The organism is Prosthecobacter sp. Pr1 (genome assembly GCF_057652315.1).
On the sequence record NZ_JBYFBS010000012.1, the window covers coordinates 46,104 to 71,159 of the forward strand.

Genomic DNA, 25,056 nt, shown 5'->3' on the forward strand with positions numbered 1-25,056 from the left:
TTGCAACAAAAAACGACCAGCCGGGCAGGGGCCGTAAATATCGTTTAGCATTATTTAAATGATTCGGGCAGAACCACCTCTGAGAAAGGCTACTTGCGCAGACTGCCGAGGGAGGGCTCCTGATGCATGGCATCGAGAGCGTGTCCGAGATTGGTGACAACAGCGGGCCATGTAAAGTGATCAAGTCCACGCTGGCGGGCGGCTTTACCATAGGCTTCGGCTTTGGCGGGATCGCTGAGCAGTTCGTGCAGGGCGGCGGCGAGTCCATCTTCATCCCCAGCTTTCACATGAAGGCCGGAAACACCGGGCACCACTTTCTCTGCGACGCCCCAGTCACCGGTAATGATGGGAGCGATGCCATAAAGCATGGCCTCGGACACGGAGATCCCGAACGGCTCATAAAAAGATGGCAGCACAAAGACGGAGCAACGGCGGTACAAGTCCTGGATGACTGCCGCTTCTTCGGGGACTTCTTTGCGCTTGAACCCGTGCCATCGGACGTTTTCGAGGTGTAGATCTGCGGGTGGATCGCCACGGACACCGATGACATGCAGCATAGCGCCGGGGATTTGCTGGCGCACGCGCTGAAAAGCGGGAAGCAGGACGCGGCCACCTTTGCGCTCGAACTCCACGGCGACAAACAGGACTTCCTGCGCAGCGTAATTCTTCTGCGGATCGGGTGTGGGGATCTCGTCAAAATTGGCCCCATGACTGATGTTGACGATACGGTGAGGTTCCACTCCAAGGTCCTCCTCAAAGGACTTGGCGAGGTAGTCCCCCATGACAAAGACGCGATCCATTTTCTTGGCCACCTTGCGCTCGTAGGCCAGGGCCTGGGCGGCACGACGCTCGTCAAAACCGCGCGCGCCATAAGGACTGCGCAGTCGCATAGCAATGTTGCCATCGTGGTAGGAGGTGCAATAGGCGTTCTTTTGCAGCAGAGCGCCGCCATCAAACATGGCGCCGATCTGAAGCAGAGTGCCGATGGGTTGACCCCGTGGAATTTTGGTTGCCAGGATGCGCGTGAGCTGATCGCGATAGCGCGAATCAAGATAGTAGCGCATGCGCCAGAGCGCTTTTTGACGGTGATAGCTGAGCGCGAGCAGGAGCCACTTGCGCCAGCCTTCCAGTTCACAGCCTGCGGCACCCAGCAGAAGTCCCTGCCTCTCACATTCTTTGAAGAAATAATAGCTGATGCCTGAGAAACTGCGGCGGTCGAACGGGTCACGACCAACCAAGCCGCTGCCGATCAATCCATAGAAAGCGGATCTGCCTGCGGTGGAGGTGGAAGCGTTGGCCTGGGCTTGGGGCATCTCTGCGCATAGACATGCGGCGGGCTTTATGCAATGCACAAAAATGACAAGCCGCACTTCTGTGGCCGATTCTTTGCTTTACATCCCGCCATGACACATGCTTTTGGGGACACATGCCGATGTCCGAACTCGAAACCCATCTCAAGCCAGGTCCTCTTGCTGCCCCCCGGCTGCTGGTGCTCGTGCTGGTAGTTTCCGCCCTTTTCTCCCTGGCTTTTGCCATTGGGGGCGGCGGGTTCTCCTCGGACTTGGGAGGGGATCCTGATGAGGCGGCGCATGCAGTGACTGCACTGATGCTTCGCGATTACCTGAGCACCGGACTTGGTCATTCGCCGATGGCCTTTGCCAAAGCCTACTATGCAGATTTTCCACGGGTGGCACTGGGACACTATCCACCTTTATACTATGTGGTGACTGCGCCACTGCTTCTGGTTCATAATAGTGTGGGCATGCTGCTGGTTTTTCAGTCGCTGACTCTGTCTTTGCTGGCCGCCCTGACCTACCTGATCGGATGCCGTGTGGTGAGTCCGCTGCCAGCTGCTACCGCGAGCTTGGGCATGCTTTTACTACCACTGGCGCTGAAGCTTACGCTGCATGTCATGTCAGATATTTTGCTGGCGGTGCTGTGCCTTTGGGCGGTGATGCTGTGGGCCTGGTATCTTCGAGCGCCCACGGTGCGCAAAGCACTTGTCTGGGGCTGTGTCGCGGCAGCGGCCATTCTCACGAAAGGATCGGGGATGGGGCTATGCCTACTGCCACCGCTGGGCACGCTTCTGGCCGGGCGCTGGCGGCTGATCTTCACCCAGTCATGGTGGTGTGCAGCTCTGCCTGTGGCGATCCTCGCCGGCCCTTGGATGATCTACTCCACCGGCATTTCCAAAGAAGGCATGACCCTTTTCACCCCGGCGCAGTATTTCGTGCAAGCGGTGCCGTTTTACCTCAAAGGGATGCCTGCGGTGTTTGGCTGGCCCCTGACCCTGCTGACAGTGGCGGGAGTGAGTCACAGCCTCGTGACGGGCTGGCGACAGCGGGCGCTCCCCCCCGTGCAAGCATCGCTCTTTGCGATGTCTGTGGGTATGACGCTGGTGCTGCTGCTCGTTCCCGTGGGTCTGAGCACCCGCTATATGCTCACGCTGGCACCGCCGGTCATGCAGGCTGCAGCATATGGTCTGGCCCTGGTGCCTTGGCCGGTGAAGTTGCAGCGCTGGGGCCCGCCGGTGCTACTGCTTGGCTTTGCACTGCTGCCGCTGCTGAATTCTGACGTCTGGCCGACAAAGTACGTGCATGGTTTTAATACTGCGGTGTCACGCTCCGGCTTGCCCAATCAAGGCGACAGGAAGCAAAACTGGCTCGTGGCCTCCGATCCAAACGGCGAAGGCGCGGTCATTGCAGCGGCAGCTTTTGCATGCCAGCAACGCTCGCCTTCCCTGCTGCGCATCTATCGCGGCAGCAAGGAGTTGTCTTCCAGCGACTGGATGGGTCGCGGATACCAATCAGCTTTTGTGAGTACTGCCCAGTTGCTTGAACAGCTCGACAAGTTGCAGGTTACCCGGGTCTTCGTGGATCTCTCGGTGCCACCTGATAGACAGCAACCTCACGAAAAGCTGTTGCTCACCGCCATGCAATCGGCCGATGATCGCTGGCACCTTGCCTTTGAGCAATCTGTCTTCCGTTGGCCATGGGAAACGGGAGTGCTGTATGTGTTTCAGCGAAATTCCCCGGCCACTGCAAATGTGCAGAAATAATCGACTCAATCCTATGGCGTTGTTTGACTGTAGAGACTCCCGCACGGAAGATATAGCTTACTTTTTCCCGATCACTCTCCCCAAATGAATGTTTCAGTTTTCGGACTCGGCTACGTCGGCGCAGTTACCTCGGCATGCCTGGCAGAGCAAGGACACCGCGTCATCGGGGTGGACCTGCATGCCGCCAAGGTGGAGGCCTTTGGCCTCGGTCAGTCACCCATCGTCGAACCGGAGATCGATGAGCTCCTCAAAAAGGCGACTGTTGAAAATCGGCTGGGAGCCACACTGGATGTCCGTCTGGCCGTTGCGACGACAGATGTCAGCATCGTCTGTGTGGGCACTCCTTCCCTGCCCAACGGCAAACTGAATCTCGACTACGTTCACAAGGTCACCGCTCAGATCGTCGAGGCCATCACGGAGTCGAAGAAGACGCATATTTTACTCTATCGCAGCACGATGCTGCCCGGCAGCACCCGTGCGATCGTCACTGACATGCTGGCAGACCAGGTGGCATCCGGCCAGGTGCGCGTCTATTACTGCCCGGAATTTTTACGGGAAGGCACCGCCGTCCGGGATTTTCGCGAGCCTTCATTGGTGGTCATCGGCACCCACGATGGCACCGCGCCCGTGGATGAGGCTGTGTGCGAAATCATGGGCGGACAGCCATCCATCCTGGCGTGGGAAGGGGCGGAAATGATCAAGTACTCCTGCAACTACTTTCATGCTCTGAAGGTGGGCTTTGCCAATGAGATAGGCCGCTTGTGCAAACACTTGGGCGAGGACGGCACTCGCGTCATGGACGTGCTTTGTGCCGACACGCGGCTGAACATCTCCCGCTATTATATGAAGCCAGGCAACCCCTTCGGTGGTTCCTGCCTGCCAAAGGACGTCTCCGCGCTGAAATCCTTCGCTCGTCAGGAAAACCTCAGCCTGCCCCTTCTGGAAAATACCGCAGCCACAAATGCTGCTCATCAGGATCTCTTCGTGAGCCTGATTGAGGGCAAGGCAAAGCGCCGCATCGGCTTCCTCGGACTCGCATTCAAAGCAAACACGGACGACCTGCGCGGCAGCCCCATGGTGGCGGCGGCTGAGACACTGCTCGGGCGAGGCCATGAACTCAGCATTTACGATCCTCACATCAATCTTTCCCGCCTCATTGGAGCCAACGAGCAGCAAATCCAGGCCCGTATGCCACACCTCGCGCAGCTTTTAAAACAGGATCCCAAGGAGGTGCTGCAATCAAGTGATGTAATAGTGGTTTCCCAGAAAAGCGTACCGTTTGAAATATTGAAGGAATTGGCCCGTCCGGATCAAGTCATAATCGATGTTCATGGCTGGAGGGAATTATCGACCCTTCCCTGGCAGTACGAGGGGATTTGCTGGTGATCTTTTATGCGTGGAGTCCTCTCACGAACTGACCAAATTCCACAGCCTTGGCCTGCCAAGTTTCAGACTCGATGAAGCGCTGAGTTCCCAACACGTCGAATGAGAGTTTCCCTTCAGTGGCTGCGGTCACAGCCTCCACGAATGCCTTTCGGTCCTTGGCGACATGGACAAATGAAGAGAGCCTCTCAGCCTCTGGAAGAGCTGTGGAGATCACGGGACGTGCACATGCCAGATACTCTTTGATCTTGAGCGGGCTGCAACTGCACGCGAGTTCAGTCAGCACAAAAGGTATGATGAACAGATTTGAGGTCTTCAAGCTCTCGGGCAGATCCTCATAGGGTATGGCGGGCTCAACGCGAATGTTAGCCACACCGACGAACTTGTGGAGAGAAACCGTGGCTGGACCGATGAGTCGTATGACCGTCTTGGGCAGCTGGTGGGCGACCTCCAAGATGAGGTCGAGATCAAGCCGCTCATCAATCATTCCAAAATAAACAATCTCAAAATGTCCGGTGGATTGCTGCGGTTGAGAACGGGAAAAATGAACCGAATTCACCCCTTGGTTCAGGGTGTAAAGCGGTTTGCCTGACTGTTGAAATTGAGCGGCCAGAAGATCCGAGACCGCCACGATGGCATCCACACGATCCGTCAACAAGCGTTCCATCTGCGAAATGTGTTGCTGATTCATGCCAGGCCAGAGGGCGTACTGGTCTGCGCAGTAGTAGATGCTTTTTTCTTCACCCAGTCTGCCTACAAAATCTCCCTGTGCCGGCGTGGTAACCACCAGCGTGTGCTTGCTAAAGTGAAGTCTCCTTGTGGCTTTTTCAACACTTCGGCGCACCAGCCAGACATTGAGGTGTCTGATGAACTTAAAACTCGTGAATGGCAAGGTGGGTGGGCAGATGACCGTCAAGCCATTTGGGACTGTGGCAAAACGACGACGTCTTCCAGAGATAAAATCGACGATTTTTTGAACCGAGCGCCTTAAATCGCGCATGGTAAATTGCGGCATGCGCAACCCCACAGTTTCCACCCATAGCACCGGACTGACCCCCAAAAACTCACTGAAGAGGTGCTGACTGGATGAAGGATGCCTGCCCCAGTCAGGTCCGAAAACCACCCATTGGAAATCCGAAAGAGGATTGTGACTGGTTTTGGATTCGTCTGACATCTAGGGAATCTAATTTATGATCTTCCGGCTAAAGAGTGTCAACCACTGGTTGGGCAGGCACTTCAAAATGATGATCGCCACGGCCTTGAAGAAAAGCCAGCCACAATCCACCGCCCCCAGCAAACCGAAGTGAACTATTTTGAAGCGCACGAGGCCTGGCGCATACCACCAAACTTTCGGGCTTCCAAAACCCCGCACGATGGCCGGCCATGAAAGACGAGCGTCCGCCCAAGACCAATAGCTCGCTGTATCGTTGCGGTCAGCCACGCCTGCAGCCGAAGGGACCAGAAGAACAGGAATACCAGCCCGGTGGGCACGCAGCGTGAAATCGACATCAGCAAAGTTATGTTTGATCCACCGTCCCTCAGGGAGCCCAATTCGAGCACAGACCGATGCAGGAATGGCCACCATATTGCCATGCAACCATTCCACTGGCATTGGAGGTTCTGTCGAATTTGGGGAAGTAGCCGCATATCTTGGCCAGCGCTTCTCCATGATCCCCCCTGAATAAACAAAGCCTCCATCTGGAGTCCTGCAGATCCCGCCGCAAACAGCCTTTCTCTCCACCGCCAGCTGCACCAGTCGCTCCAAGCTGCCGTGCCCCGGAAGGCTGTCGTCATTCAGCCAGCACACGCACTCAGCCCCAGCGGAAAGAGCCGTCTGCATGCCGAGCCGGATGGCACCGGCCCACCACAGGCTGCCGTCACCATTCACGGTGTGAACCCATGGAAAGTCCTCTCTGAGCATTTCGGGAGTTCCATCCATGCTTCCATCATCAATGACCAGCACCCTGGCCCAGGCACGAATACCAAGCGCCTCCAGATGTGCCAGACAACGCTTCGTGATAACCCGCCGGTTGTGGACGGGCACAAGGATCCAAACCATGTGCTGCACATTTGCAATGAGAGGAGGAGCCAGCATCAGGCCCAAATACGAGCTTGCCTGTCTGGCCGCAAGCAAGGATTGATAAAGCGGCCATGACTCTTCTTGAACGCGCGATTCATCGTCTCCTCCCCCGAGCAGGCAAAGCGATGCGAGTGCTGCAAACACTGATGGTCCGGCGTGCTCATTGGCAAAGCATCAAGACGGGATTACCAGTGGATGCGCAGGGCCGCCCGATACCTTGGATCACTTATCCGGCTCTTGATTACCTCAGTCAGCTGGACTTCTCACAGTCCAGCGTACTCGAATACGGCGGCGGACAAAGCTCTCTTTGGTGGGCGGAAAGAGCCGAATCCGTCACCACCGTCGAAGGGGAGGGCGAATGGGCCGCGACTTTAAGACGGTGTGCTCCAGCCAACCTGACCGTCATTGGTCCTGTAGAGGCGCCTGCCTACGCGCAGGCTCCATTGGGCAGTGGGCAAACCTATCACGTGATCATCATCGACGGTCTGATGCGCTTTGACAGTGCCAAGGCATCGCTGCCCTTTCTCGCGCCAGGAGGGTTTCTCCTTCTGGACAATGCCGACTGGCATCCACACGTTTGCGCCTGGCTGCGTGCCCAAGGCTTGGTGGAGATCGACTTTCATGGCTTTGGGCCAGTAAACGACTACACCTGGTGCACTTCACTTTTCATGCGCGCTCACAGTATTTTGCCCCACTCGGGAGGAAAATGGCCGACAGCTGTCTATGGTTCCTTGGAGCAAGAATGTTGAAAATGAACAGCCTTCCCTACAAACCCATTTCATCCAGACGGGATCGCCTGCTGAATATGCTGAGGCCTGCTTTTGAATTCCTGGGCATTTCTTGCCTGTCACGTCCCTCTTTGAACGGGCTCGACACCGCGCTCGAGCGGCTGCTGCCGCAACGTGACGGCTGGTTCGTAGAGGCAGGTGCTTATGATGGTTTTCAGCAGAGCAACAGCTACTACTTCGCACGAATGAAGGGCTGGCGCGGTGTTCTGATTGAACCCCTCCCACAACTCGCAGCAATATGCCGGCAAAAGCGTCCAGAATCACTCGTGGTATCTTGTGCGTTGGGAGCTCCAGAGTCGGAAGGTCACAGCCTGCAGTTGAGACACGCCGGCCTGATGACCATGGCATGCGGAGTGTTGGGGGATGATGAAAAAGAGCGGCAGCGTGCAGCAGAGGGGCTTGCCGTGCAGGGGTTGCCGACAAGCGAGCAACTGGTCACCGCGGTCATCAAAACATTGACCTCCGTACTCGAGATGACAGGAACTCCGCCAGATTTCGATCTCCTCAGCCTTGATGTGGAAGGCTCAGAAGTGGACGTATTGCGCGGTTTGGATTTCAAACGCTTCCGCCCCAAAGCCATCTGCATTGAAGTTCGCCATGAAAACCTGGCCGCAGTTCAATGTCTTCTCCAAAACCATTATGAAAAGCCGATCCACCTCACTTCCAACGAGAGTTATGCCGACTGCTTCTTCAAGCTTGTCCAGAACGTCCCTGATCGGTAGAAGATTTTATTCAATATGATGAATGTAGCGGACATCCTCTGTCCAGTTTCGCAAACTCCGATGGAGTTCGCCTTTCGGGAAACCGTGCTTGGCCGACTCAACGTGAGTTATTATTCGTGCCCTGTCTGCGGCCTGCTTCAAACGGAAGCACCCTACTGGCTGGAAGAAGCCTATCGGGAACCCATCTCCTCTGGAGACACCGGTCTGGTGGCTCGCAACATCGAGAACAGACAGTTTTTGCAAACATTTCTGCCCCTTACCTTTTCTGGCAATGCGCGTTATGTGGATCTGGCAGGTGGATACGGCCTTCTGACACGCCTGTTGAGGGACAAGGGGTTTGACTGCTTTACCACCGACCCCTATTGCCCAAACCTCTTCGCAAGCACTTTCGAGCCACCTTCCTCATGCAATGCAGATGCGCTATTTGCATTCGAAGTTCTTGAGCACATTTACAATCCGCTGGAGTTCATTGAACAGCAGTTCGAGAAGTACAACTGCCGCACCTTGGTCTTTTCAACCCTCACATTCCAAGCCACTTATCCATCCAAAGACTGGTGGTACTATGCATTCGACGCAGGCCAGCACATCACTTTTTACGAGCGTCGTTCCTTGGAGTTTCTGGCGGCACGTCTTCACTGTCGCTACTATCAGGTCAATCCCGGGCTGCATGTCTTTAGCGACGCCCATTTTTCTCCGACCACCCGGCTTATCCTGAAGAACAAGTGGGCTCGCAAACTGCTTTCCATTTATGCACGAGTCAAAATGAGAGGACGCAGCCTTACCTGGAGTGATCATCTCACCTCTAAAGAGCCTCGCACACCATGACTGCGGATAGAGATCGCGCAATCTCAGCAGGAGCAATCTGTGTGATACAGTATGGTTCGGGCTGTGTGCAGTTCCACCGGCATTGGTAGCAATCCATGGCATGGTTCAGCCATGTTTGGCGTTCACTTTTGCTCCATGGCGCAAACATTCCAAAATGCCCTCCGCCAAGGATAAACACGCCCGGCTTATCAAGAGTCGTCGCGATGTGGGACGGCGCAGAATCTGGTGCGAGGACGATCCGTGCACGGGCAATGAGATTGATCAGAGTTTCTAAATCGTTTGGAAGAAGCCATTGGACCCCAGGTATCCGCCTGTTTTGCAATGCAACTTCCCAATGCTTCTGGTCCGAACCGGGCGGCAAACAAACTTGCACTGGCATGCTGGGCCACTGTTGCAGGAACAACTGAATGGATTCTGCCAAGAGATCTGCCGGATACTGGCGGATCGGGTCCCCTGCCACCGGGCATACAAGGAGCGAGTCTCCGTCCACGACCTTGACATGCCTTAACTTGGGCATCATCTCATCGATAACTACACTGGAGGCCAGGACACTCTCGACAACACGACGATGCGCCTCCAATTCCAAACAAGCATCTGGCGATTTGGCCGGATAAGAACTCATCAGACATCTCGGGAATGACAAACTCGTGCGCTCCATGTTTCCCTCCCATCTGGAGGCATGGCATTGATCGGCATTGATCATCATGGCGATTGCATGCAAATAGTCCGAGTGCTGGTGACGCAAGCACACGAGATGCTCAGCTTCAATGGCACGAAGTGAACAAGCATACCGCACGATCCGGCTCAAGAAGTCCGGCCAAAACCGTTCACAAAAAGCCGGCATCAACAACAGTTTTACTGCTGGAAACTCCATGCGGTAAAGGGGGGCTGCCATGCTGGACACGATCAAAAGAGTCTCATCCTCCCGAAAGACGGACAGAAGTTTTCTCACCGCACCCAGCGACAACACAGCATCGCCAATCCTGTCCAGTTTAAGAATGGCAAGACGATAGAAAACAGGACGGCGAGGACGCACCAAAATCTTCACCGTGGTGACTGCCAGCCGATAGGCCAGCGCCCTCGCTTTCAGAAGCACCTCGCTCATCGCATCATTCTCCTCAATAGGCGAACTATCTTCCGACCAAGTCGAATGAGCAAGGCTGGGCGGCGGCAATAATGATTAAAATAGCTCCTGTCAGCCTGATCGTAGGTTGCCAGGTGGCAAGGATGCCGGAGAGGAAAATCGATCGGGCTAGTTTTCATGCAAGCGCGTGCGTCGTGAACATCATGTGTATGCGTTGCTCCGAGCCCCCATCCGAGATTGGAAACCAGATTGACTGATGGAATTAGACAAATCCCATTGCAATTCTGCTGGGCAAATTCCCATGCAATATCCCAGGTATCTATGGCACCCGTAGCAGCACCGTCATACAGCTCTTTTCTCCACGCAGCCTCCCCTTGGAACTTACATGCTGCCTCCAAACGTGCGTTTGAACCCTGCTCCATCCACCGTTGCAGTGTCACGTCGTACTGCTTCCATGCCCTGCGCCAGCTTGCCCACCCCCATATTGTGGCGAAACGCGAACTATAATAGCTGCTGCCATCCTGCGCGGCATGACCGCTGAGATTGCTGCCGCAGATCTGCATCACCCTTTCTTCATCCTGATAGTGCGCCAGCAGTTCCGTGCAGAAACAAAAAAAGGAAGGCTCCGGCAGACAGTCGTCCTCCAGCACAATCACACGCTCATGTTCGGCAAATGCCCAGTCGAGGGCTTGCGAGACGGCATTTCTACAGCCTAAGCGTGCAGCTGAGAACCGGGTTTGAACATTGCAGGGCCAGTCGATCCCCTCTTTCACCAGCCTTCTCGTCTCTTGGCAAAGTGCATCGTCTTCCGGCCCATCAGCAGCCACCAAAAGGTGCTCAGGCCTCGCCTGCCGAATAGCCGCAAAGCTTCTGGCGGTGAGTTGAGGACGTCGATGAATCAAAAATAAGACAGGTGTCGGGCAACCGTGAGGTTCGGATTCCATGCAGGAGTAGCGATTTTCTGTTCCTGAACTGCAAGGAAGAGCAGATCGTACGATCAGTTACTCGGAGAACACCTTTGTGCAACGAGAAGGCTTTGTTTCATCCAAATGCCAAACCTGGGGATGCCTGCTCAAATCCATCCGCGCCAAAGGTACACGTAATGGCCGATGATCTCGTGCATCCAGAAAGCAAAAATCTCAAACCCATGATAGCTGGGCCAATGCAACCAGTGAAGATCACCCAGATGATTGAGGCTGCTGAGGTAGTTGCAGGGGACTGGAATCACCAGAACGCCGGCCTTACTGAAGGTGGCCACAGCACGCGGCATATGGCTCGCGCTGGTGACGAGCAGAAGCCGCTTCAAACCACTCTGCTTCATCAGCGCCGCGACCTTCAAAGCCTCATCATGCGTGTCACTGCATGCTCCGATGCTGTGTAATTGGATTTTGAGATGGACGTGAACCGCGAGGTAGTCACGAACTGCATCCGCCTCAGAAAACATCCGCCCCTCATGCGGATATCCGCCACCTCCCAATATCAGCAATGGAGCCTTCCCTGCGGCCGCCAGTGTGAGTGCTGTGCTCAGGCGGTCAGCTCCAATTTTCAGATGAAATCCCATGGGCTCTGACAATGAGGGCTCAACGCCACCACCAAGACAAAGAATCGCATCCGCCGCCGGGAGTTGCTTCAATTGAACCTTGGGAATTTGATCCTCAAGATTTGCCAGGAGAATGGATGCTATTGGCGTGCAGGAGACGACCGTGAGCAACAACCAAGATAAAGCAGGCATCCACAAGCTGGTGCAACGACGGTTCCAAAACAGCCGCAGCAGCCAAAGCCCTAGCAGAAGCCAGATTAAACATAAGGGCTGAGTGAAATGCAGGGCGGTTTTCAAAAACGTGTTCACCCACAAGAGTAGAATAGCCAAGGTTTACTCTGCAACCACTGCGGTAAATAAATGCCTCTGCTTTCGCCATGGAAACCGCCCTTGATTATCCCGCTCAAATCTTTTCGTTGCTTCGGCATCATGGCAATTGCCAGACTTTTTCTCCGCGGTAATCTGATCACTACATCTCATTTGAAATCACCCGGTTTGAAGCGTTTATCTCTGCCTTCTTTGGTTCGGTCATCCATTTTGGTCGGTTTGGGCGTCGCTTTTATGCTGCCATTACCAGAGGGCTGGAATGCAGGCTGGCGAGCTGAGTTCCTCAACCGCATGCATGTACCCATGATGGGAGTCTGCTGTGTGGCGCTGGAGGTCTTGTGCAGATCCATTATCCGCAAGAACAAGCGCCGCCTGTTATCGGCTGCCCTGTCCGCATCTCTTCTGGCCGCCTTGGTGGAAATCGTCCAACCTTGGTTTCACCGCACCGCAGACATGGGGGATTTCATGTGGGGCATGGCAGGGATTGGCGCCGCCACCCTCTGGAACAGTGCCGTCATGTTTCATTCAATGTGGCTGCGAGTAATCGTGCGCGTTCTGGCCATGGTTGGCCTTCTATCACCGCCTTTGGGATGGACAGCGAAGGTCATGATGGCAAGACAGTCTGCTGAGAGATGGTTTCCTGTGCTGACTAATTTCACCGAAGAATTAGGAGGCTTTTTTTGGTCATTAGAACCCGCGGGGGATGTCTACAGCCAGCAAATCAAGCAACATGGCCAAATGATCCTGGAACGCACCGGTCAAAAAGCGGCCAGCGCGCATCTAGATACCCTCGATCGTGATTGGACGTCCTTTGATCGCTTGGAGATTGACGGAACGTTGGAAGCTTCGGCGGCAGTCGAAGTGGGATTGCGGCTCGACTTAAACAGTGCAGCAGGGCCACGCCTTCGGGCCGGAGCGTGGATGAAGCCGGGCCGACACCAAATTCAAATCCAATGGCCAAGCTCCAATCTGCCCCAGCATGTACACCAGTTGGTCCTCTTTCTGGCGGCAGGAGAGCCTACGGCCTCCCTGCAAATCCACCAGCTTCGCTTGGTGCCGCGTGAGGACCTGACCGAGAAGCTCAATCAAGGAGCAAGCCGTCAATAAATCAGCCTGGCATGTAATGATTCCCCGCATCTGCGGGGAATGACTGCCCGGCATGAACTGCGATATTTGCGAAACCCCGTTTCTCTTCGCATGTACATCATTCGCAATAAAGACATTGAAGATGACCCCGCCGCCAAACACGGAATTGATTTTCGTGCAGGCAATGCTGCATTTTTGAAATCCATCTCAGTGCCAGTTTCATATCGATCCGATGACACACCACTCACTGTTAGTCTGACCGAATTGCAAGCATCCTGGGCTGGATCTGATGCCTTCGAAGTGCGCTGGACATCACTCGCGGCATGAACAGGGCAAGTTCCAGCTCTTTGGACTACGGACATGTCAGCATGCGGGACTTCGCCCGGGTGTTCCCGTTCTACTTTGCCTGGGATGCCAATGACATCATCACAGAGTCCGGTTCCTCTCTGCTAAAAATCTGCCCGCAGGCAGTGCCCGGAGCCCGGTTGCAGGATGTCTTCCATTCACAAAGTCCCGAAGGGGAATTTTGTGACGCCCATGCGCGTGCCAATCCGGAACGCCTCTTTCTACTCGAAGACCGGAGACAAAGAGTGATCCTGCGTGGCCAGGTCATGCTCCTCGATCGTCCTCGGCGCGGCATCATGCTTGCCTCGCCCTGGCTTACGGAGCCGGACCAGGCCCATCAGATGGGCCTGACGACCCAGGACTTTGCCGTGCATGACCAGACTCTGGATCTGCTGCAGGTGCTGCAGATGCAGCGCAAAGTGACCACGGATTTGCAGCGTCTGGCCAGCCAGCTCACAGAGCAGCGCATCCAAATGCGCGAACAGGAGGAACAATCCCACAAGCTGGCACTTGTCGCGGCAAGAACAGACAACGCAGTGATCGTCACGGATGCAGCGGGGCACATCGAGTGGGTGAATGAAGGCTTTACCCGGATGACCGGCTGGCAGTTGGAGGAAGTTATTGGACGTCAGCCCGGAGACTTTTTGCGCTGTCCTGAGGCAGACCCTGGTGCGGACAACTTCATGAACCAATGCCTGCAGCAGCAGCGCGGGTTTCGCGTCGAGATGCTCAATTATCACCGCTCCGGCAGCAAATACTGGTCTTCGATCGAAATCCAGCCGATTCGCAACGAAGCAGGCGAAGTGGTCAACTTCATGTCCATCGAAAGCGATGTCACCCAGCGTCGGCAGGCAGATCAGCGTCGTGCGTTGCAGTTCTCCACCAGTCGCGCACTGGCCGAGGCTGATTCGATTCGCCAGGCTGCGGCAAAGGTCATTCAGCTTATCTGCAACCAGCTCGGCTGGATCGCAGGATCACTATGGATGCTGGATGCTGATCAGCAGAATCTGCATCTCGCGGAAATCTGGCATTCACCGCTCAAGGACATCACCCCCTTTGTGGAGCTTTCACTGTCTTTGACCTTTAAAGCCGGCCACGGATTGCCGGGTATCGTTCTGCATAGTGGAGAGCCGCAGTGGATACGGGACGTGGCGGAACACGCCGAGTGCCCGCGCTCAGGCATGGCCAAGAAGTGCCATTTGCACGGTGCCATCGCGTTCCCCATCGTGGCTCAGGGAGACATTCTCGGAGTCCTTGAATTGTTCAGCTGTGACGCACACGCCCCGGAGGAATCTTTGCTGGAGGCATTCTCAGGCATCGGCAACCAGTTGGGCCAGTTCATCGTGCGCAAGTGCGTGGAGCAAAACTTGGTGAGTGCCAAGGAGGCTGCAGAAAGTGCCAATCGCGCCAAGAGCGAGTTCCTGGCCACCATGAGCCACGAAATCCGAACCCCGATGAACGGCATCATAGGCATGTCCTCCCTGTTGCTCGATACGCAATTGGATTCCAGGCAGCATGAAATGGTGGATGCGGTGCGCCAAAGCGGTGAAGCACTCATGACCATTATCGAAGACATCCTCGATTTTTCCAAAATCGAGGCGCGCAGACTGGACCTCGTCGATGAAATCTGCCGCTTGGATTCCATCGTCGATGGTGTCGTGGGCCTGCTGCAGCACAAAGCCATCTCACGCGGTGTCGAACTGAAAGTGGAGATCGATCCCAATGTGCCTCTCGCCCTCAGAGGTGATCCTGGCCGTCTTCGTCAGATTCTGATGAATCTCGTCGGCAACGGCATCAAATTCACTGATCGCGGCAGCATATGCATTCATGTCAGCCGCGTGACCATTCCAGAAGGCGAACCAGAGCAAATCGAGATCAGTGTGATCGACAGCGGCATCGGCATGAATGAGGAGCAGCAACGCAAGCTGTTTCAGGCATTCTCACAAGTGGACAGCTCCACCACCCGACGCTTCGGCGGCACGGGTCTCGGCCTTGCCATCAGCAAACGCCTCGTGGAACTGATGGGAGGCTCCATCGGCGTGGTCAGCACGCCGGGTCTCGGCTCGCGCTTCTGGTTCAGGCTGCCTGTGCGTGAAGACTCCGAGGCTGAAAAGCAGGCCGAAAATGAACTCAACGCAAAATCTCAAGAAGAGTCGCTCCATCCACCTTGCGCGTTCAAACCACGTCTGCTGGTCGTCGAAGATAATGAAGTCAATCTGCGCATGGCCATCATGATGCTGGAAAAGCACGGCTTCAGCGCCGACGTGGCCCGTGATGGAGAGCAGGCCGTCGATCAATTTGCCGCGCGTGCTTATGACGCCATCCTGATGGACTGCCACATGCCACACATGGACGGCCACGAGGCCACACGTGCCATTCGTGAAATCGAAGCCAGCACACACTGGCAGCGCCCGCGCTGCCGCATCATCGCCATGACGGCGAACGTCATGGATGGCGAGCGTGAGCGCTGCTTCGAAGCAGGCATGGATGACTACATTTCCAAACCGTTGCGAGCCAAGGCGCTCATCGAGGCTCTCTCACGGATTCATGTTCTCGAGCCTGCCAAAGAGCCGGAGAACATCAGCGGCTGGACCGAAGAAGAAGTCAGCACCGCCAAAGATGCCGTCAAACTGCTGGCGGATGAATTGAGCGTCGAAGACACAGCAGAATTGATCGAGAACTGGCTCAAAGACACGCCGGAACGCATCACGGACCTTGAAAAACTCGCGGCGGGTCAGGATCAGCCCGCGCTTCAGCGCACCGCACATTCATTGAAAGGCAGCAGTTCGCTGTTCGGCCTCACTCACATTCATTCCCTGTGCCGCGATCTCGAGCACCTCGCTGAATCTAACAGTCGTGCCGACCAGCCATTTCTAGTAGCGCAGATCAGGCGTGGTTTTGCCACGGCCGAACCCTCCTTGCGTGAAGAATTGACTCATCTCCGCACCACCACCATCACCTCATGAAAATCCTATATGTCCACGAACGGTTTGGTGCCCTGGCAGGCGCTGAGGCAAACGCCTTCATCACCGCTCAAGAACTCAGCGCGCGAGGCCATCACACTGGCATTTTGCACGGCCCAGGCACTGGCAAAAACGAAGACGGCTGGAGCCGCGTGTTCGACGAACGCTTTGCTCTGTCAGGCGACACCGCCGACCAGACTCGTGCTGCCCTCGCAGCGTTTCGGCCTGACGCGGTCTATGTACACAAAATGGCAGATCTCGAAGTGATTCAGACCCTGGTGGACAGCGGACTGCCTCTCGTTCGCATGGTGCATGATCACGACATCTACTGCATGCGCAGCTACAAGTATCATTACTTCTCCCGCAAAATCTGTACTCGTGCAGCCTCCCTCTACTGCGTGTTTGGCTGTGGCGCTTGTATCGTTAAAAACAACAGCGGCGGATTCCCGCTCAAATGGGTCAGCTACCATGCCAAGCAGCGCGAAATCGCTCTCAACCGTCGCTTTCACCGCATGGCGGTGGTCACGGAATACATGCGTGATGAACTGCTTCACAACGGCTTCGACGCCGAACGCATTGAAATCCATGCCCCGGTACCTCGCATGGGCGACCCCAACTTGCGCAGCACCTTCAGCGACCGCAATCTCATTCTCTACGCCGGCCAGATCATTCGTGGCAAAGGGGTGGACGTGCTGCTGGAATCCCTCGCCAGGGTAAAGTCCAAGTTTGAATGCATTATTCTAGGCGATGGCAATCACAAGGCCTACTGCGAGGAGCTGAGCCGGAAACTTGGCCTTGAAGACCGTGTTCATTTCAAAGGTTTCATTCCGCAGGAGGAACTCAAGGCCTACTACCGCGAATGCAGCGTCGTCGCACTCAGCAGTGTTTGGCCGGAGCCGATCGCCACCATCGGCCTCGAAGTCATGCGTTACGCGCTGCCAGTCGTGGCGTTTGACGCCGGTGGCATCAAGGACTGGCTCAAAGACGGATTCAACGGCCATCTCGTTCCATGGATGAATCGTGATGCATTTGCCGCCGGCCTCGATGACCTGCTGCAAAACAAAGCGCGGGCAAAGCAGCTCGGTGAAAACGGCCTCCGGCTTGTCAGCGCACGCTACGATTTCCCCGCTTACATCGCTGGTCTTGAGACGATGTTTGAACGTGCCATCGGCGAATCCAGCCGGTGCTCACCTCACAGTCCCCCACTTGAGGGGGGTTACAGTTCAAAGCCCGCCATTACAGTTCCTGCGTAATGAAAAAAACGTCCGTTTCCGATGAACCCCAAGTGCGGCGCATCCTCAAGGCCCAGAGCCGGCTGGGGCGCCTGAGAATGCGCTTTGCCATGCGTTTCAAACGCTGCATGTGGCTCGCTGTCGTGAACGGCACACACGCCGTCAAACGACTGTTCGATATCTTGATCAGCATCATCGCATTGATCCTTGCCGCACCGCTGATGACCGTCATCGCCCTTCTGATCCGCAGGGACGGAGGTCCCGTTTTTTTCAAACAGCGGCGCATCGGATTCAATGGCCGTGACTTCGAAATGCTGAAGTTCCGTTCCATGTGCATTGATGCAGAAGCCAGGCTGAACCAGCTCCTTGCCCAAAACGAAAAATCTCAAGGCGTCACCTTCAAGATGAAGAACGACCCGCGCGTCACGCCCATCGGACGCTTCATTCGCAAAGCGTCCATCGACGAACTGCCTCAGTTCCTCAATGTGCTCAGGGGAGACATGTCCATCGTCGGTCCGCGTCCCTGCCTGCCACGTGAGGCGGCGCTCTATTCCAGCGCCGACCGCCGCCGTCTCCATGCCAAGCCAGGCATCACCTGCCTGTGGCAGGTCGGTGAGCGTGAAGGCCGCTTCTGGGAAATCGGCGACCGTAACAACATCGACTTCGGCGAGCAGGTCTCCCTCGATGTGCGCTACATCGAAAGCCACTCCTTCCTCCGGGATCTCTGGATCCTGCTCAAAACCATTCCAGCCATCGTGTTGGGCAAAGGCATGTAACCATGGACGTTTTTATCATCTGCCCGGATTATCGTAAATGCGCCGGGTTTGCCCGTCGCATTCGTCCTCTCGCTCTCTGGCCCGTTTTGGGCCGCACTTTGCTGGATCTCTGGCTGGAGCATCTCGCCGCAGCAGGAGTCAAGCACGCCACCATTCTGGCAGCCGACCGGCCGCAGGAGATTCGGCATGCCGTGGATCAAGGGGGACGCTGGGGGTTGTCCATCACCGTTCTGTCTGTCAAACGCGAGCCCAGCATTGAAGAAACACGGTTGCGTTTCACAGGCAAAGACTCATTGGGAACAGCTCCCAACATCATCACGCTGGACACCCTGCCGTCGATGCCGCACAAGCCGCTGTGGGAAAGCTCCGCCGCTTTGTTCGAAATCATGCTGGGCAATCTGCGTGGCACCCCGCCCGAATCACACCTGACCATGCGCGAGATCGCTCCAGAGGTGCATGTCAGCACACGGGCGCGAATTGCAGCCACGGCAAAAATCGAAGGCCCGGTCTGGATCGGCCCTCAGGTCATCGTCGGAGACAATGCACAGATTCTCGCGGGCACGGTCATCGAAGAAGCCGCTTACATTGACCGCCACGCCATCATCAGTGAGAGCTGGGTAGGACCGAACACTTATGTCGGCGCCCTGACCAATGTACAAAACTCCTTTGCTTGGGGTGGCGGCATCGAAAACTGGAGCAAGGGCTCGTTCTTGGAGGTGACGGATGACTTTCTGCTCGCCAACCTCAGTCATCAGCCTTTTGGCGGTGTTCGCAGCGGCTGGCTTACCCGCATTGCCGGGCTCCTGCTGATGCTGCTGACTTCTCCGCTGGCTCTGCTGTATGCACTTTGGACCCGCATTGTGAAATGGCAGTCGGCCTTGGAGAGCCGGCAGGTCGTGCTGCCTCCACCAAACAAGCAGGACCGCTTCAGCCCCAGCACACGGTTATACTCCCTTACTTCTGCACCTGGTCTGTTTTCCCGCTGGCCTGAACTGTGGTCCGTCTGGCGCGGCGACATGCATCTCGTGGGCAACCGTCCCCTCTCCCAGGCACGCGCGTCGCTGCTGACCAACGAATTTGAACGCATGTGGTTCGACGCGCCCGCAGGCATCTTCTCCTACGCCGACATCATGAACGACGGCATGCACAGCACTGACAACGACACCGCGCACAGCGCATGCTACGCCATTCATCGCAGCCTGCGGTTGAACATCCGCATTCTGATGCACTGCCTGCCACGCTTTTTATTGCCTCTCTCCCGCAAGGACCACGGCATTCCCACCAACAGCTCAACCCAAACCTGCACCTAATCCATGACCCTCACCGCATCCGCCCAGATCACCGCCCCTGCCGAACTCTGCGCCGCTACCGCGCGCATCTGGCGCGACCGCCTTGACCTTGAAATCAAACCCGCGCATGAAGAAGTCTGCATTGATTTGTCCAAGACACGGTTCATCGACAGCTCAGGCCTCGGCGTGCTGCTGACATTGAACAAAAACCTCCGCGCCCGTGGAGCCAGTTTGAAACTGATCAATCCTTCATCCGCCGTCTGCCAGTTGATCGAGCTGACAAGACTTCATCGCGTTTTCGAAATGATCCACGATTGATCGCTCATGTCGGTTCCTCAGCAGCAATTCGATGGCTTTCGGCTCGATTTTCCAGCAACCCTGGATGATGCGCGCAATGCAGTTCGTTCTGTCATCGAATGGCTGGCAGATCAGCAGATCCGGCAGGACGAGTGCCAGCAATGGGAGCTGGTGCTGGCAGAAGCAGCGAACAATGCAGTAAATTACGCCACCCCCGAACAGTCTCTGCTCACGGTCCGCATCGAGGCAGCGCTGTCCGCGCACGACATCGAAGTACGCATCACCGATCACACCAGCGGCTTTGACTGGCCTGACCATGTGGAGCTGCCTGAAGACGATGAGTGCGATCATGGACGCGGCCTCTTCATCATCAGTTCTCTCACCGATCACGTGTCTTACCTTCGTGGCAAGGGGCACAACGTGCTCTGCCTGAAGTCGCAGCGCAAATCCATCCCAAAGCCCCAGGAGGACACCGAGGCAACTCTCGAACTCATGACCGCCGAGGTCGCCTCATGTTACGAAACGCTTGCCAACATCTTCCGGCTCATCGCCGATGCAGGCAATGATGTGGAACCCGTCGCACTCGCTTCGCGCTGGCTTGAAGAACTGCGTGAACTTGCAGGCGCAGATTTTTTGGTGCTGCGCATGGCAGGCACCGAAGCTTGCAGGCTTCCCATCGTGGGCGGTGTGCCATCAGCCATCGCCTGGGAGCCTCTGCTGGAACTTCGCAACAACGATGCCGTTGAAACCCGTGCTGCCGTCACACGTCAGGATCAATGGTTTGACGAAAGCACCACCTTTGCCACCGCAGATCCGTTGCAAAAGGCAGGCGAACATATCAGCGGACTTTCGCATCCGCTCGAAAGCGGTGGAGATCTTGCCGGCGTGCTGACTGTGGGTGTTTTCAAACCCCGCTGGGAACCATCTGCACGTGAATTGAATGTGGTGCGCAGCCTTGGCGATTTTCTTGGTGCTCTGCTGCACGGCTTGCACCGGCGGGATGAAGCCAATCAGTCCCGCCTCATGAAGCGTGAGCTGCAGATCGCCGCGGACATTCAGCGCTCCCTGCTTCCGGCTGAGCTGCCGCAGACACCTTTCGTCCACTGTGCGGCCCACCTGGCCACCGTGGGGGAAGTGGGTGGAGACTATCTGGATGCCATCCTCCTGCCTGACGGCAGCCTTTTGTTTGTCGTGGCTGATGTCATGGGCAAAGGCGTCCCTGCCGCATTGTTTGCCACCGCCTTTCACAGCCTGCTGCATTCTCATCTCGATCTGGCTTCGCAGCCATCACGTCTCATGCGACGCCTGAACAAGGCGATGTTTGCCGAGCTGGATCGGGCGGACATGTTCATTACGGCACAGCTCGTTCATATCAGCGCAGACGGCCTCACGCTGCAGGTCTGTGGTGCCGGACATGCTCCGCTTCTCCTCAGTGGTGGCAGTCAAATTCAAGAGGTCTGCGCCGACGGCCCACCGCTCGGTGTCACTGCTGATGCCGACTACCAGGATTTCTCTGTCAGCCTCGCCTCATACACCCATGTGCTCCTGCACACGGATGGCTTGAGTGACGTGGTTTCCGGTGGCGGCATTCTAAGTCGTGATGAACTCCACACCTGGCTTCGGGGCGTGGCAGCGGCGGCCTCAGATGCCGGCACTTCACGCGACAGCCTGCACCGTCTGCACCGCAGTGCGGTCGATGCCGCAAGCCAGCAGGACGATGCCACCTTTATGATTATCACCCGTGGTGCGCAGACGCTCACCGCCAACACCCAAAACTCACTGTCTCATGCCAAAGGATAGACCCATACTCGTCGTCGATGACGAGCCACACATGCGCCGGGTGGCCGAACTCAGCATGAAGCCGCTCGGTCACCCCATCCTGCTTGCTGGAGACGGGCAGGAAGCTGTGAAACTGGCAAAGAGCCAGCATCCCTGCGTCATTCTGCTTGATCACATCATGCCGGTGATGGACGGCAAGGCCGCCCTGCAGGAGTTGAAGTCCGATCCCTCGACACGCGACATTCCCGTCATCATTCTCAGCTCCAGGGGTCAGCTTGCAGTGGGCCAGTACCAGGGATTTGAGACCGCCACGATGTTTGTCTCCAAGCCTTTCAGCCCCGCCCTGCTCCGCCGTGAAGTCGAGCGGTTGATCTTAGCCTCCGAGCCTCTGGAACCTTAACTTGCCACCGTATGAAACAACGCCTGGATCTTTTCATCATGATCGACGCCTGCGGGTGGGAGATCATCAAGGACCGCCCTCAGTTTCTCCGCACACTGGCGCCGCATCGTCGCAAACTCGAAAGCGTCTTCGGTTACAGCAGCACCTGCGTTCCTAGCATTCTCAGCGGTCACTGGCCAGATGAGCATCACAACTGGTGCTACTTCATCCATGATCCAAAGAACTCCCCCTTCCGCAGTCTGAGCTGGTTGCGCTGGCTCCCCAAAGCGCTGACCAGCCGCCGCATCGTTCGGCGTTATCTCACCAAGATTGTAAAATCGACGCTTGGGTTCAAAGGCTACTTCGATCTCTACAACATTCCCTTCCATCTCATCCACCTGTTTGACTTCACCGAGAAGAAAAGCCCGCTGCAGCCACGCGGCATGAACCGCGGCCCCAATGTGTTTGATCTCCTGGTGGAAAAAGGCGTGCCTTATTTTGTCACCGAGCCCAATTTAAGCGAAGAAACCAATCGTGATTGCTTGATTGCCGACATCGAAGACGAACGCATAGACTTCGCCTTTCAGTACTGGGCCGGGTTGGATGGCCTGCTGCATCGTGTGGGCAATCAATCGCCGGAGATTGACACCAAACTTGCTGAGTACGAAGCCTGGATCACCCAGACCATGGCGGTGGCTCAAAAGCACTACCGTGAGGTCAATCTTCACGTCTTCAGCGACCACGGCATGGCAAACTGCGATCAGCATCTGGATCTCCGCAGTAAAATCGACGCGCTGGGTCTGCGCATCGGCACCGACTACAATGTGGTCTATGACAGCACGATGGCCCGCTTCTGGTTTTTCAGCGACGTGGCACGCCAGAAGATCCACCTCGTTTTGCAAGGCGTTCCGGAAGGCCGCATCATGCCAGATGAAGAGCTGAAGCGTTTCCGCGCTCACTTTGCAGACGGACGTTTTGGGGAACTCATCTTCCTCGTCCAGGAGGGCGTGCTGATTGTCCCCAGCCACATGGGAGAGCGTCCCATCCGTGCCATGCATGGCTATCATCCGCATGATCCCCAGAGCTACGCGACGCTCTTTAGCAACACGTCCAGTGTCCCGCCTGACATCACGCACATTCCGCACATTCATCGCCTGATGGAAAAAGCTCTGGAACGACCGGAGGTCAAATGTGCCGAGCCTTCCATCCACGCCCTGGCAGCCTGACATCAGCAGACTCAGGCACAGTACTATCGAAAAAGTTGGATGGGTTCCAAAAATCCATGTTTGCCACTTCGTGGCTAAATCCTGCGGCCGTCGGCAGCCATCCGCATCATCATTGCTGTTGCTCCCAACCTCCGGCTGAGGCTCGGCAAGGAGCTGCTACAGCAGGCTCATGCCCTCGAATGATGCAGGTCCATCGTGAGGAGAACACTCAGTTCCCCCTTCACTGAGCCCATGTTATTAACCCATTCCCCGCAGCTGCGGGGATTGTTGAGCGCAGGACTCACCGCGAGATTTTTAGCCTCACGATGACCTACGCCACCGTCAAACAAAACATTTGGAGCAATGCTATCTCCAACTACCTGCGCACTTTTGTCGGCATCGTTGTCGGACTGGTTACTTTTCGGTTGTTATACCAGGCTCTTCCGCGCGAATCGTTTGGCTTTTGGTCTCTGCTCTGGAGCGTTTTCGGTTACGGCATCTTGCTAGATTTTGGCTTTGGCTTTGCCGCACAAAAACGTGTCGCCGAACTCTCGGTCACAGGTGAATGGCACAAGCTCAGCCAGGTGCTGAGCACCATCTTGTTCTTCTATCTCGGCGTGGCCGCTCTCATGGCCGCCACCGTGGCGCTCGGAGCCGATGGCATCGTGCGCGCGTTTGGAGTGTCCGCCGCCAATCATGCTGAGTTTCGCATCGTGCTGATCGTGTTCTTCGCCGCCATCGGCCTAGCGTTCCCTCTGGGCATATTCCCGGAAATTCTGCGGGGTCAGCAGCGCATCAGCACCGTCAACAACATCATCACAACGGCCATGCTCCTGCGCATGGCCGTCATTGCCTGGGCAGTTTACGCAGGCTGGGGCCTGCTGGCCATCATGCTCACGGCATTATTTTTTGCCCTGGCACCAGACCTTGTATCCGCCTTCTTCGCGCTGCGCCACATGCCAGAGGTGAAGCTGCGGCCGCGCTTTTTTTCAAAGTCCATCATGCGTGAAACGATGGGCTTCTCCATCTTCGCCTACATCAGCACCGCCACCAACATCGTCCTGGCAAAAACAGACCAGCTCGTGCTCGGAGCCACTCTTTCCATCGGTGCCGTGGCCATCTATCAGGCCGGGGCCAAAGTCGCCGAAGTATTTGCTCAGTTCACCAAGCAGTTGCAGGATACCCTGTCCCCCGCTGCGGCGCATCTTCATGCCACCGGCGACCACTCTGCGCTTCGCGATCTGCTGCAACGCGGCACGCGATGGAGCGCCATCATCGCCACACCGTTGTATGTTCTCTGCGCCTTTGAGCTGGAGCCCCTGCTCAAAGTGCTCACGGGAGACAAGCACATCGCCACTGAAACCTGGCAGGTCGCCCAGGTGCTGCTGCTCTGGTTCTACAGTTCAGCGCTCACTCACAGCGTCAGCAAACGCATCTACATGATGTCTGGTCATGAGCGTCGCCTGATGTGGCTGGGCCTTGGAGAGGCGGCGGTGAATCTCGCATTGAGCATCACCCTGGCGCTGATCTTTAAAAATGTGGTCAGCGTGGCGGTGGGCTCGCTCATTCCTACCCTTTTCTTCGGCTGGTGCCTGCTCTGGCCCTGGGTGGCCCGGGATGTGAGCCTCCACCCATGGCAGTTGTTTCGTGAAACGGTGCTGCCAAGCTGGATTGCCTGCATTCCCTCCGCACTCATTCTGGGCGCACCGCTTTTCTTCCCCAACTTGCAGATCGAGAACACCTGGCTGCGCATTCTCATCATGGGAAGCGCAGGCGGACTCACCTCTCTCCTTTGTGTGTGGTGCTGGTCATTGACCGCTTCAGAACGCCAGACGCTCCGCTCACGATTCCCCGCTCCATTCAGGAAAAATCCACCCGCGCTTCAGACCGCGTGATCT

22 protein-coding genes are annotated in these 25,056 nt (G+C 56.3%); 16 read left to right on the forward strand and 6 right to left on the reverse strand.

Annotated elements, in window-relative coordinates:
• Positions 1-89: 89 nt before the first annotated feature.
• Positions 90-1,313 carry a glycosyltransferase family 4 protein gene (locus AC24GY_RS18815; RefSeq protein ID WP_422322570.1) on the reverse strand — a complete coding sequence of 408 codons (1,224 nt, stop codon included), beginning with the start codon at positions 1,311-1,313 and terminating at the stop codon, positions 90-92.
• A 119-nt stretch (positions 1,314-1,432) separates the two neighbouring features.
• Between AC24GY_RS18815 and AC24GY_RS18820 the strand changes: the two genes are divergently transcribed.
• Together AC24GY_RS18820 and AC24GY_RS18825 are read left to right on the forward strand one after the other, a co-directional pair.
• Positions 1,433-3,058: an ArnT family glycosyltransferase gene (locus AC24GY_RS18820; protein ID WP_487686350.1), complete on the forward strand. Its 1,626-nt coding sequence runs from the start codon at positions 1,433-1,435 to the stop codon at positions 3,056-3,058.
• A gap of 84 nt (positions 3,059-3,142) precedes the next feature.
• Positions 3,143-4,444, forward strand: a complete 1,302-nt coding sequence (locus AC24GY_RS18825; RefSeq protein ID WP_422322566.1) for a nucleotide sugar dehydrogenase — start codon at positions 3,143-3,145, stop codon at positions 4,442-4,444.
• Positions 4,445-4,448: 4 nt separating this feature from the next.
• Here AC24GY_RS18825 and AC24GY_RS18830 read toward each other — a convergent pair whose 3' ends face one another.
• Both AC24GY_RS18830 and AC24GY_RS18835 read right to left on the reverse strand, forming a co-directional pair.
• Positions 4,449-5,615 carry a glycosyltransferase gene (locus AC24GY_RS18830; RefSeq protein WP_422322564.1) on the reverse strand — a complete coding sequence of 389 codons (1,167 nt, stop codon included), beginning with the start codon at positions 5,613-5,615 and terminating at the stop codon, positions 4,449-4,451.
• Positions 5,616-5,624: 9 nt separating this feature from the next.
• A complete protein-coding gene (locus tag AC24GY_RS18835; RefSeq protein ID WP_487686353.1) occupies positions 5,625-6,536 on the reverse strand; it encodes a glycosyltransferase family 2 protein in 912 nt (303 codons plus the stop codon).
• A gap of 56 nt (positions 6,537-6,592) precedes the next feature.
• Between AC24GY_RS18835 and AC24GY_RS18840 the strand changes: the two genes are divergently transcribed.
• The 3 genes from AC24GY_RS18840 to AC24GY_RS18850 are packed head-to-tail and all read left to right on the forward strand — an operon-like array spanning position 6,593 to position 8,856.
• On the forward strand, positions 6,593-7,270 hold the full coding sequence (locus AC24GY_RS18840; protein WP_487686355.1) for an O-methyltransferase: 678 nt from the start codon (positions 6,593-6,595) through the stop codon (positions 7,268-7,270).
• A 2-nt stretch (positions 7,271-7,272) separates the two neighbouring features.
• Complete coding sequence (locus tag AC24GY_RS18845) at positions 7,273-8,031, forward strand: FkbM family methyltransferase (protein WP_487686357.1); 759 nt, start codon at positions 7,273-7,275, stop codon at positions 8,029-8,031.
• A gap of 60 nt (positions 8,032-8,091) precedes the next feature.
• Positions 8,092-8,856 carry a class I SAM-dependent methyltransferase gene (locus AC24GY_RS18850; RefSeq protein WP_422322556.1) on the forward strand — a complete coding sequence of 255 codons (765 nt, stop codon included), beginning with the start codon at positions 8,092-8,094 and terminating at the stop codon, positions 8,854-8,856.
• On the opposite strand, the gene AC24GY_RS18855 is transcribed toward AC24GY_RS18850, so the two are convergent.
• From AC24GY_RS18855 to AC24GY_RS18865, 3 genes are all read right to left on the reverse strand, one after another.
• On the reverse strand, positions 8,834-9,961 hold the full coding sequence (locus tag AC24GY_RS18855) for a glycosyltransferase family 9 protein (protein WP_487686359.1): 1,128 nt from the start codon (positions 9,959-9,961) through the stop codon (positions 8,834-8,836). The genes AC24GY_RS18850 and AC24GY_RS18855 overlap by 23 nt on opposite strands.
• On the reverse strand, positions 9,958-10,884 hold the full coding sequence (locus AC24GY_RS18860) for a glycosyltransferase family 2 protein (protein ID WP_487686361.1): 927 nt from the start codon (positions 10,882-10,884) through the stop codon (positions 9,958-9,960). Before AC24GY_RS18860 ends, AC24GY_RS18855 begins: the two co-directional genes overlap by 4 nt.
• Before the next feature lie 128 nt (positions 10,885-11,012).
• Positions 11,013-11,777 (reverse strand): YdcF family protein, encoded by a 765-nt coding sequence (locus AC24GY_RS18865; RefSeq protein ID WP_487686363.1) that lies wholly within the window; start codon positions 11,775-11,777, stop codon positions 11,013-11,015.
• Between the two features lie 93 nt (positions 11,778-11,870).
• On the opposite strand from AC24GY_RS18865, the gene AC24GY_RS18870 reads away from it, so the two are divergent.
• The 11 genes from AC24GY_RS18870 (at position 11,871) to AC24GY_RS18920 (ending at position 25,053) form a co-directional block, all read left to right on the forward strand.
• Complete coding sequence (locus tag AC24GY_RS18870) at positions 11,871-12,914, forward strand: hypothetical protein (RefSeq protein WP_487686365.1); 1,044 nt, start codon at positions 11,871-11,873, stop codon at positions 12,912-12,914.
• A gap of 90 nt (positions 12,915-13,004) precedes the next feature.
• Positions 13,005-13,220, forward strand: coding sequence for a hypothetical protein (locus AC24GY_RS18875; RefSeq protein WP_487686367.1), 216 nt, complete (start codon positions 13,005-13,007; stop codon positions 13,218-13,220).
• 41 nt (positions 13,221-13,261) lie between these two features.
• Complete coding sequence (locus tag AC24GY_RS18880; RefSeq protein ID WP_487686369.1) at positions 13,262-16,204, forward strand: ATP-binding protein; 2,943 nt, start codon at positions 13,262-13,264, stop codon at positions 16,202-16,204.
• Positions 16,201-17,454, forward strand: coding sequence for a glycosyltransferase family 4 protein (locus AC24GY_RS18885; RefSeq protein ID WP_487686371.1), 1,254 nt, complete (start codon positions 16,201-16,203; stop codon positions 17,452-17,454). Before AC24GY_RS18880 ends, AC24GY_RS18885 begins: the two co-directional genes overlap by 4 nt.
• The gene (locus tag AC24GY_RS18890) at positions 17,454-18,209 is read left to right on the forward strand and encodes a sugar transferase (protein WP_422322540.1); all 756 of its coding nucleotides are present in this window, start codon (positions 17,454-17,456) and stop codon (positions 18,207-18,209) included. Before AC24GY_RS18885 ends, AC24GY_RS18890 begins: the two co-directional genes overlap by 1 nt.
• A 2-nt stretch (positions 18,210-18,211) precedes the next feature.
• Complete coding sequence (locus AC24GY_RS18895) at positions 18,212-19,519, forward strand: sugar transferase (RefSeq protein ID WP_487686374.1); 1,308 nt, start codon at positions 18,212-18,214, stop codon at positions 19,517-19,519.
• 3 nt (positions 19,520-19,522) lie between these two features.
• Positions 19,523-19,816 carry an STAS domain-containing protein gene (locus tag AC24GY_RS18900; protein WP_487686376.1) on the forward strand — a complete coding sequence of 98 codons (294 nt, stop codon included), beginning with the start codon at positions 19,523-19,525 and terminating at the stop codon, positions 19,814-19,816.
• Positions 19,817-19,822: 6 nt separating this feature from the next.
• Complete coding sequence (locus AC24GY_RS18905; RefSeq protein ID WP_487686378.1) at positions 19,823-21,595, forward strand: SpoIIE family protein phosphatase; 1,773 nt, start codon at positions 19,823-19,825, stop codon at positions 21,593-21,595.
• Positions 21,582-21,974 (forward strand): response regulator, encoded by a 393-nt coding sequence (locus tag AC24GY_RS18910; protein ID WP_487686380.1) that lies wholly within the window; start codon positions 21,582-21,584, stop codon positions 21,972-21,974. The genes AC24GY_RS18905 and AC24GY_RS18910 overlap by 14 nt, the downstream gene beginning before the upstream one ends.
• An 11-nt stretch (positions 21,975-21,985) precedes the next feature.
• On the forward strand, positions 21,986-23,179 hold the full coding sequence (locus tag AC24GY_RS18915) for an alkaline phosphatase family protein (protein WP_487686382.1): 1,194 nt from the start codon (positions 21,986-21,988) through the stop codon (positions 23,177-23,179).
• Positions 23,180-23,484: 305 nt separating this feature from the next.
• A complete protein-coding gene (locus AC24GY_RS18920; RefSeq protein WP_487686384.1) occupies positions 23,485-25,053 on the forward strand; it encodes a lipopolysaccharide biosynthesis protein in 1,569 nt (522 codons plus the stop codon).
• Positions 25,054-25,056 lie beyond the last annotated feature (3 nt).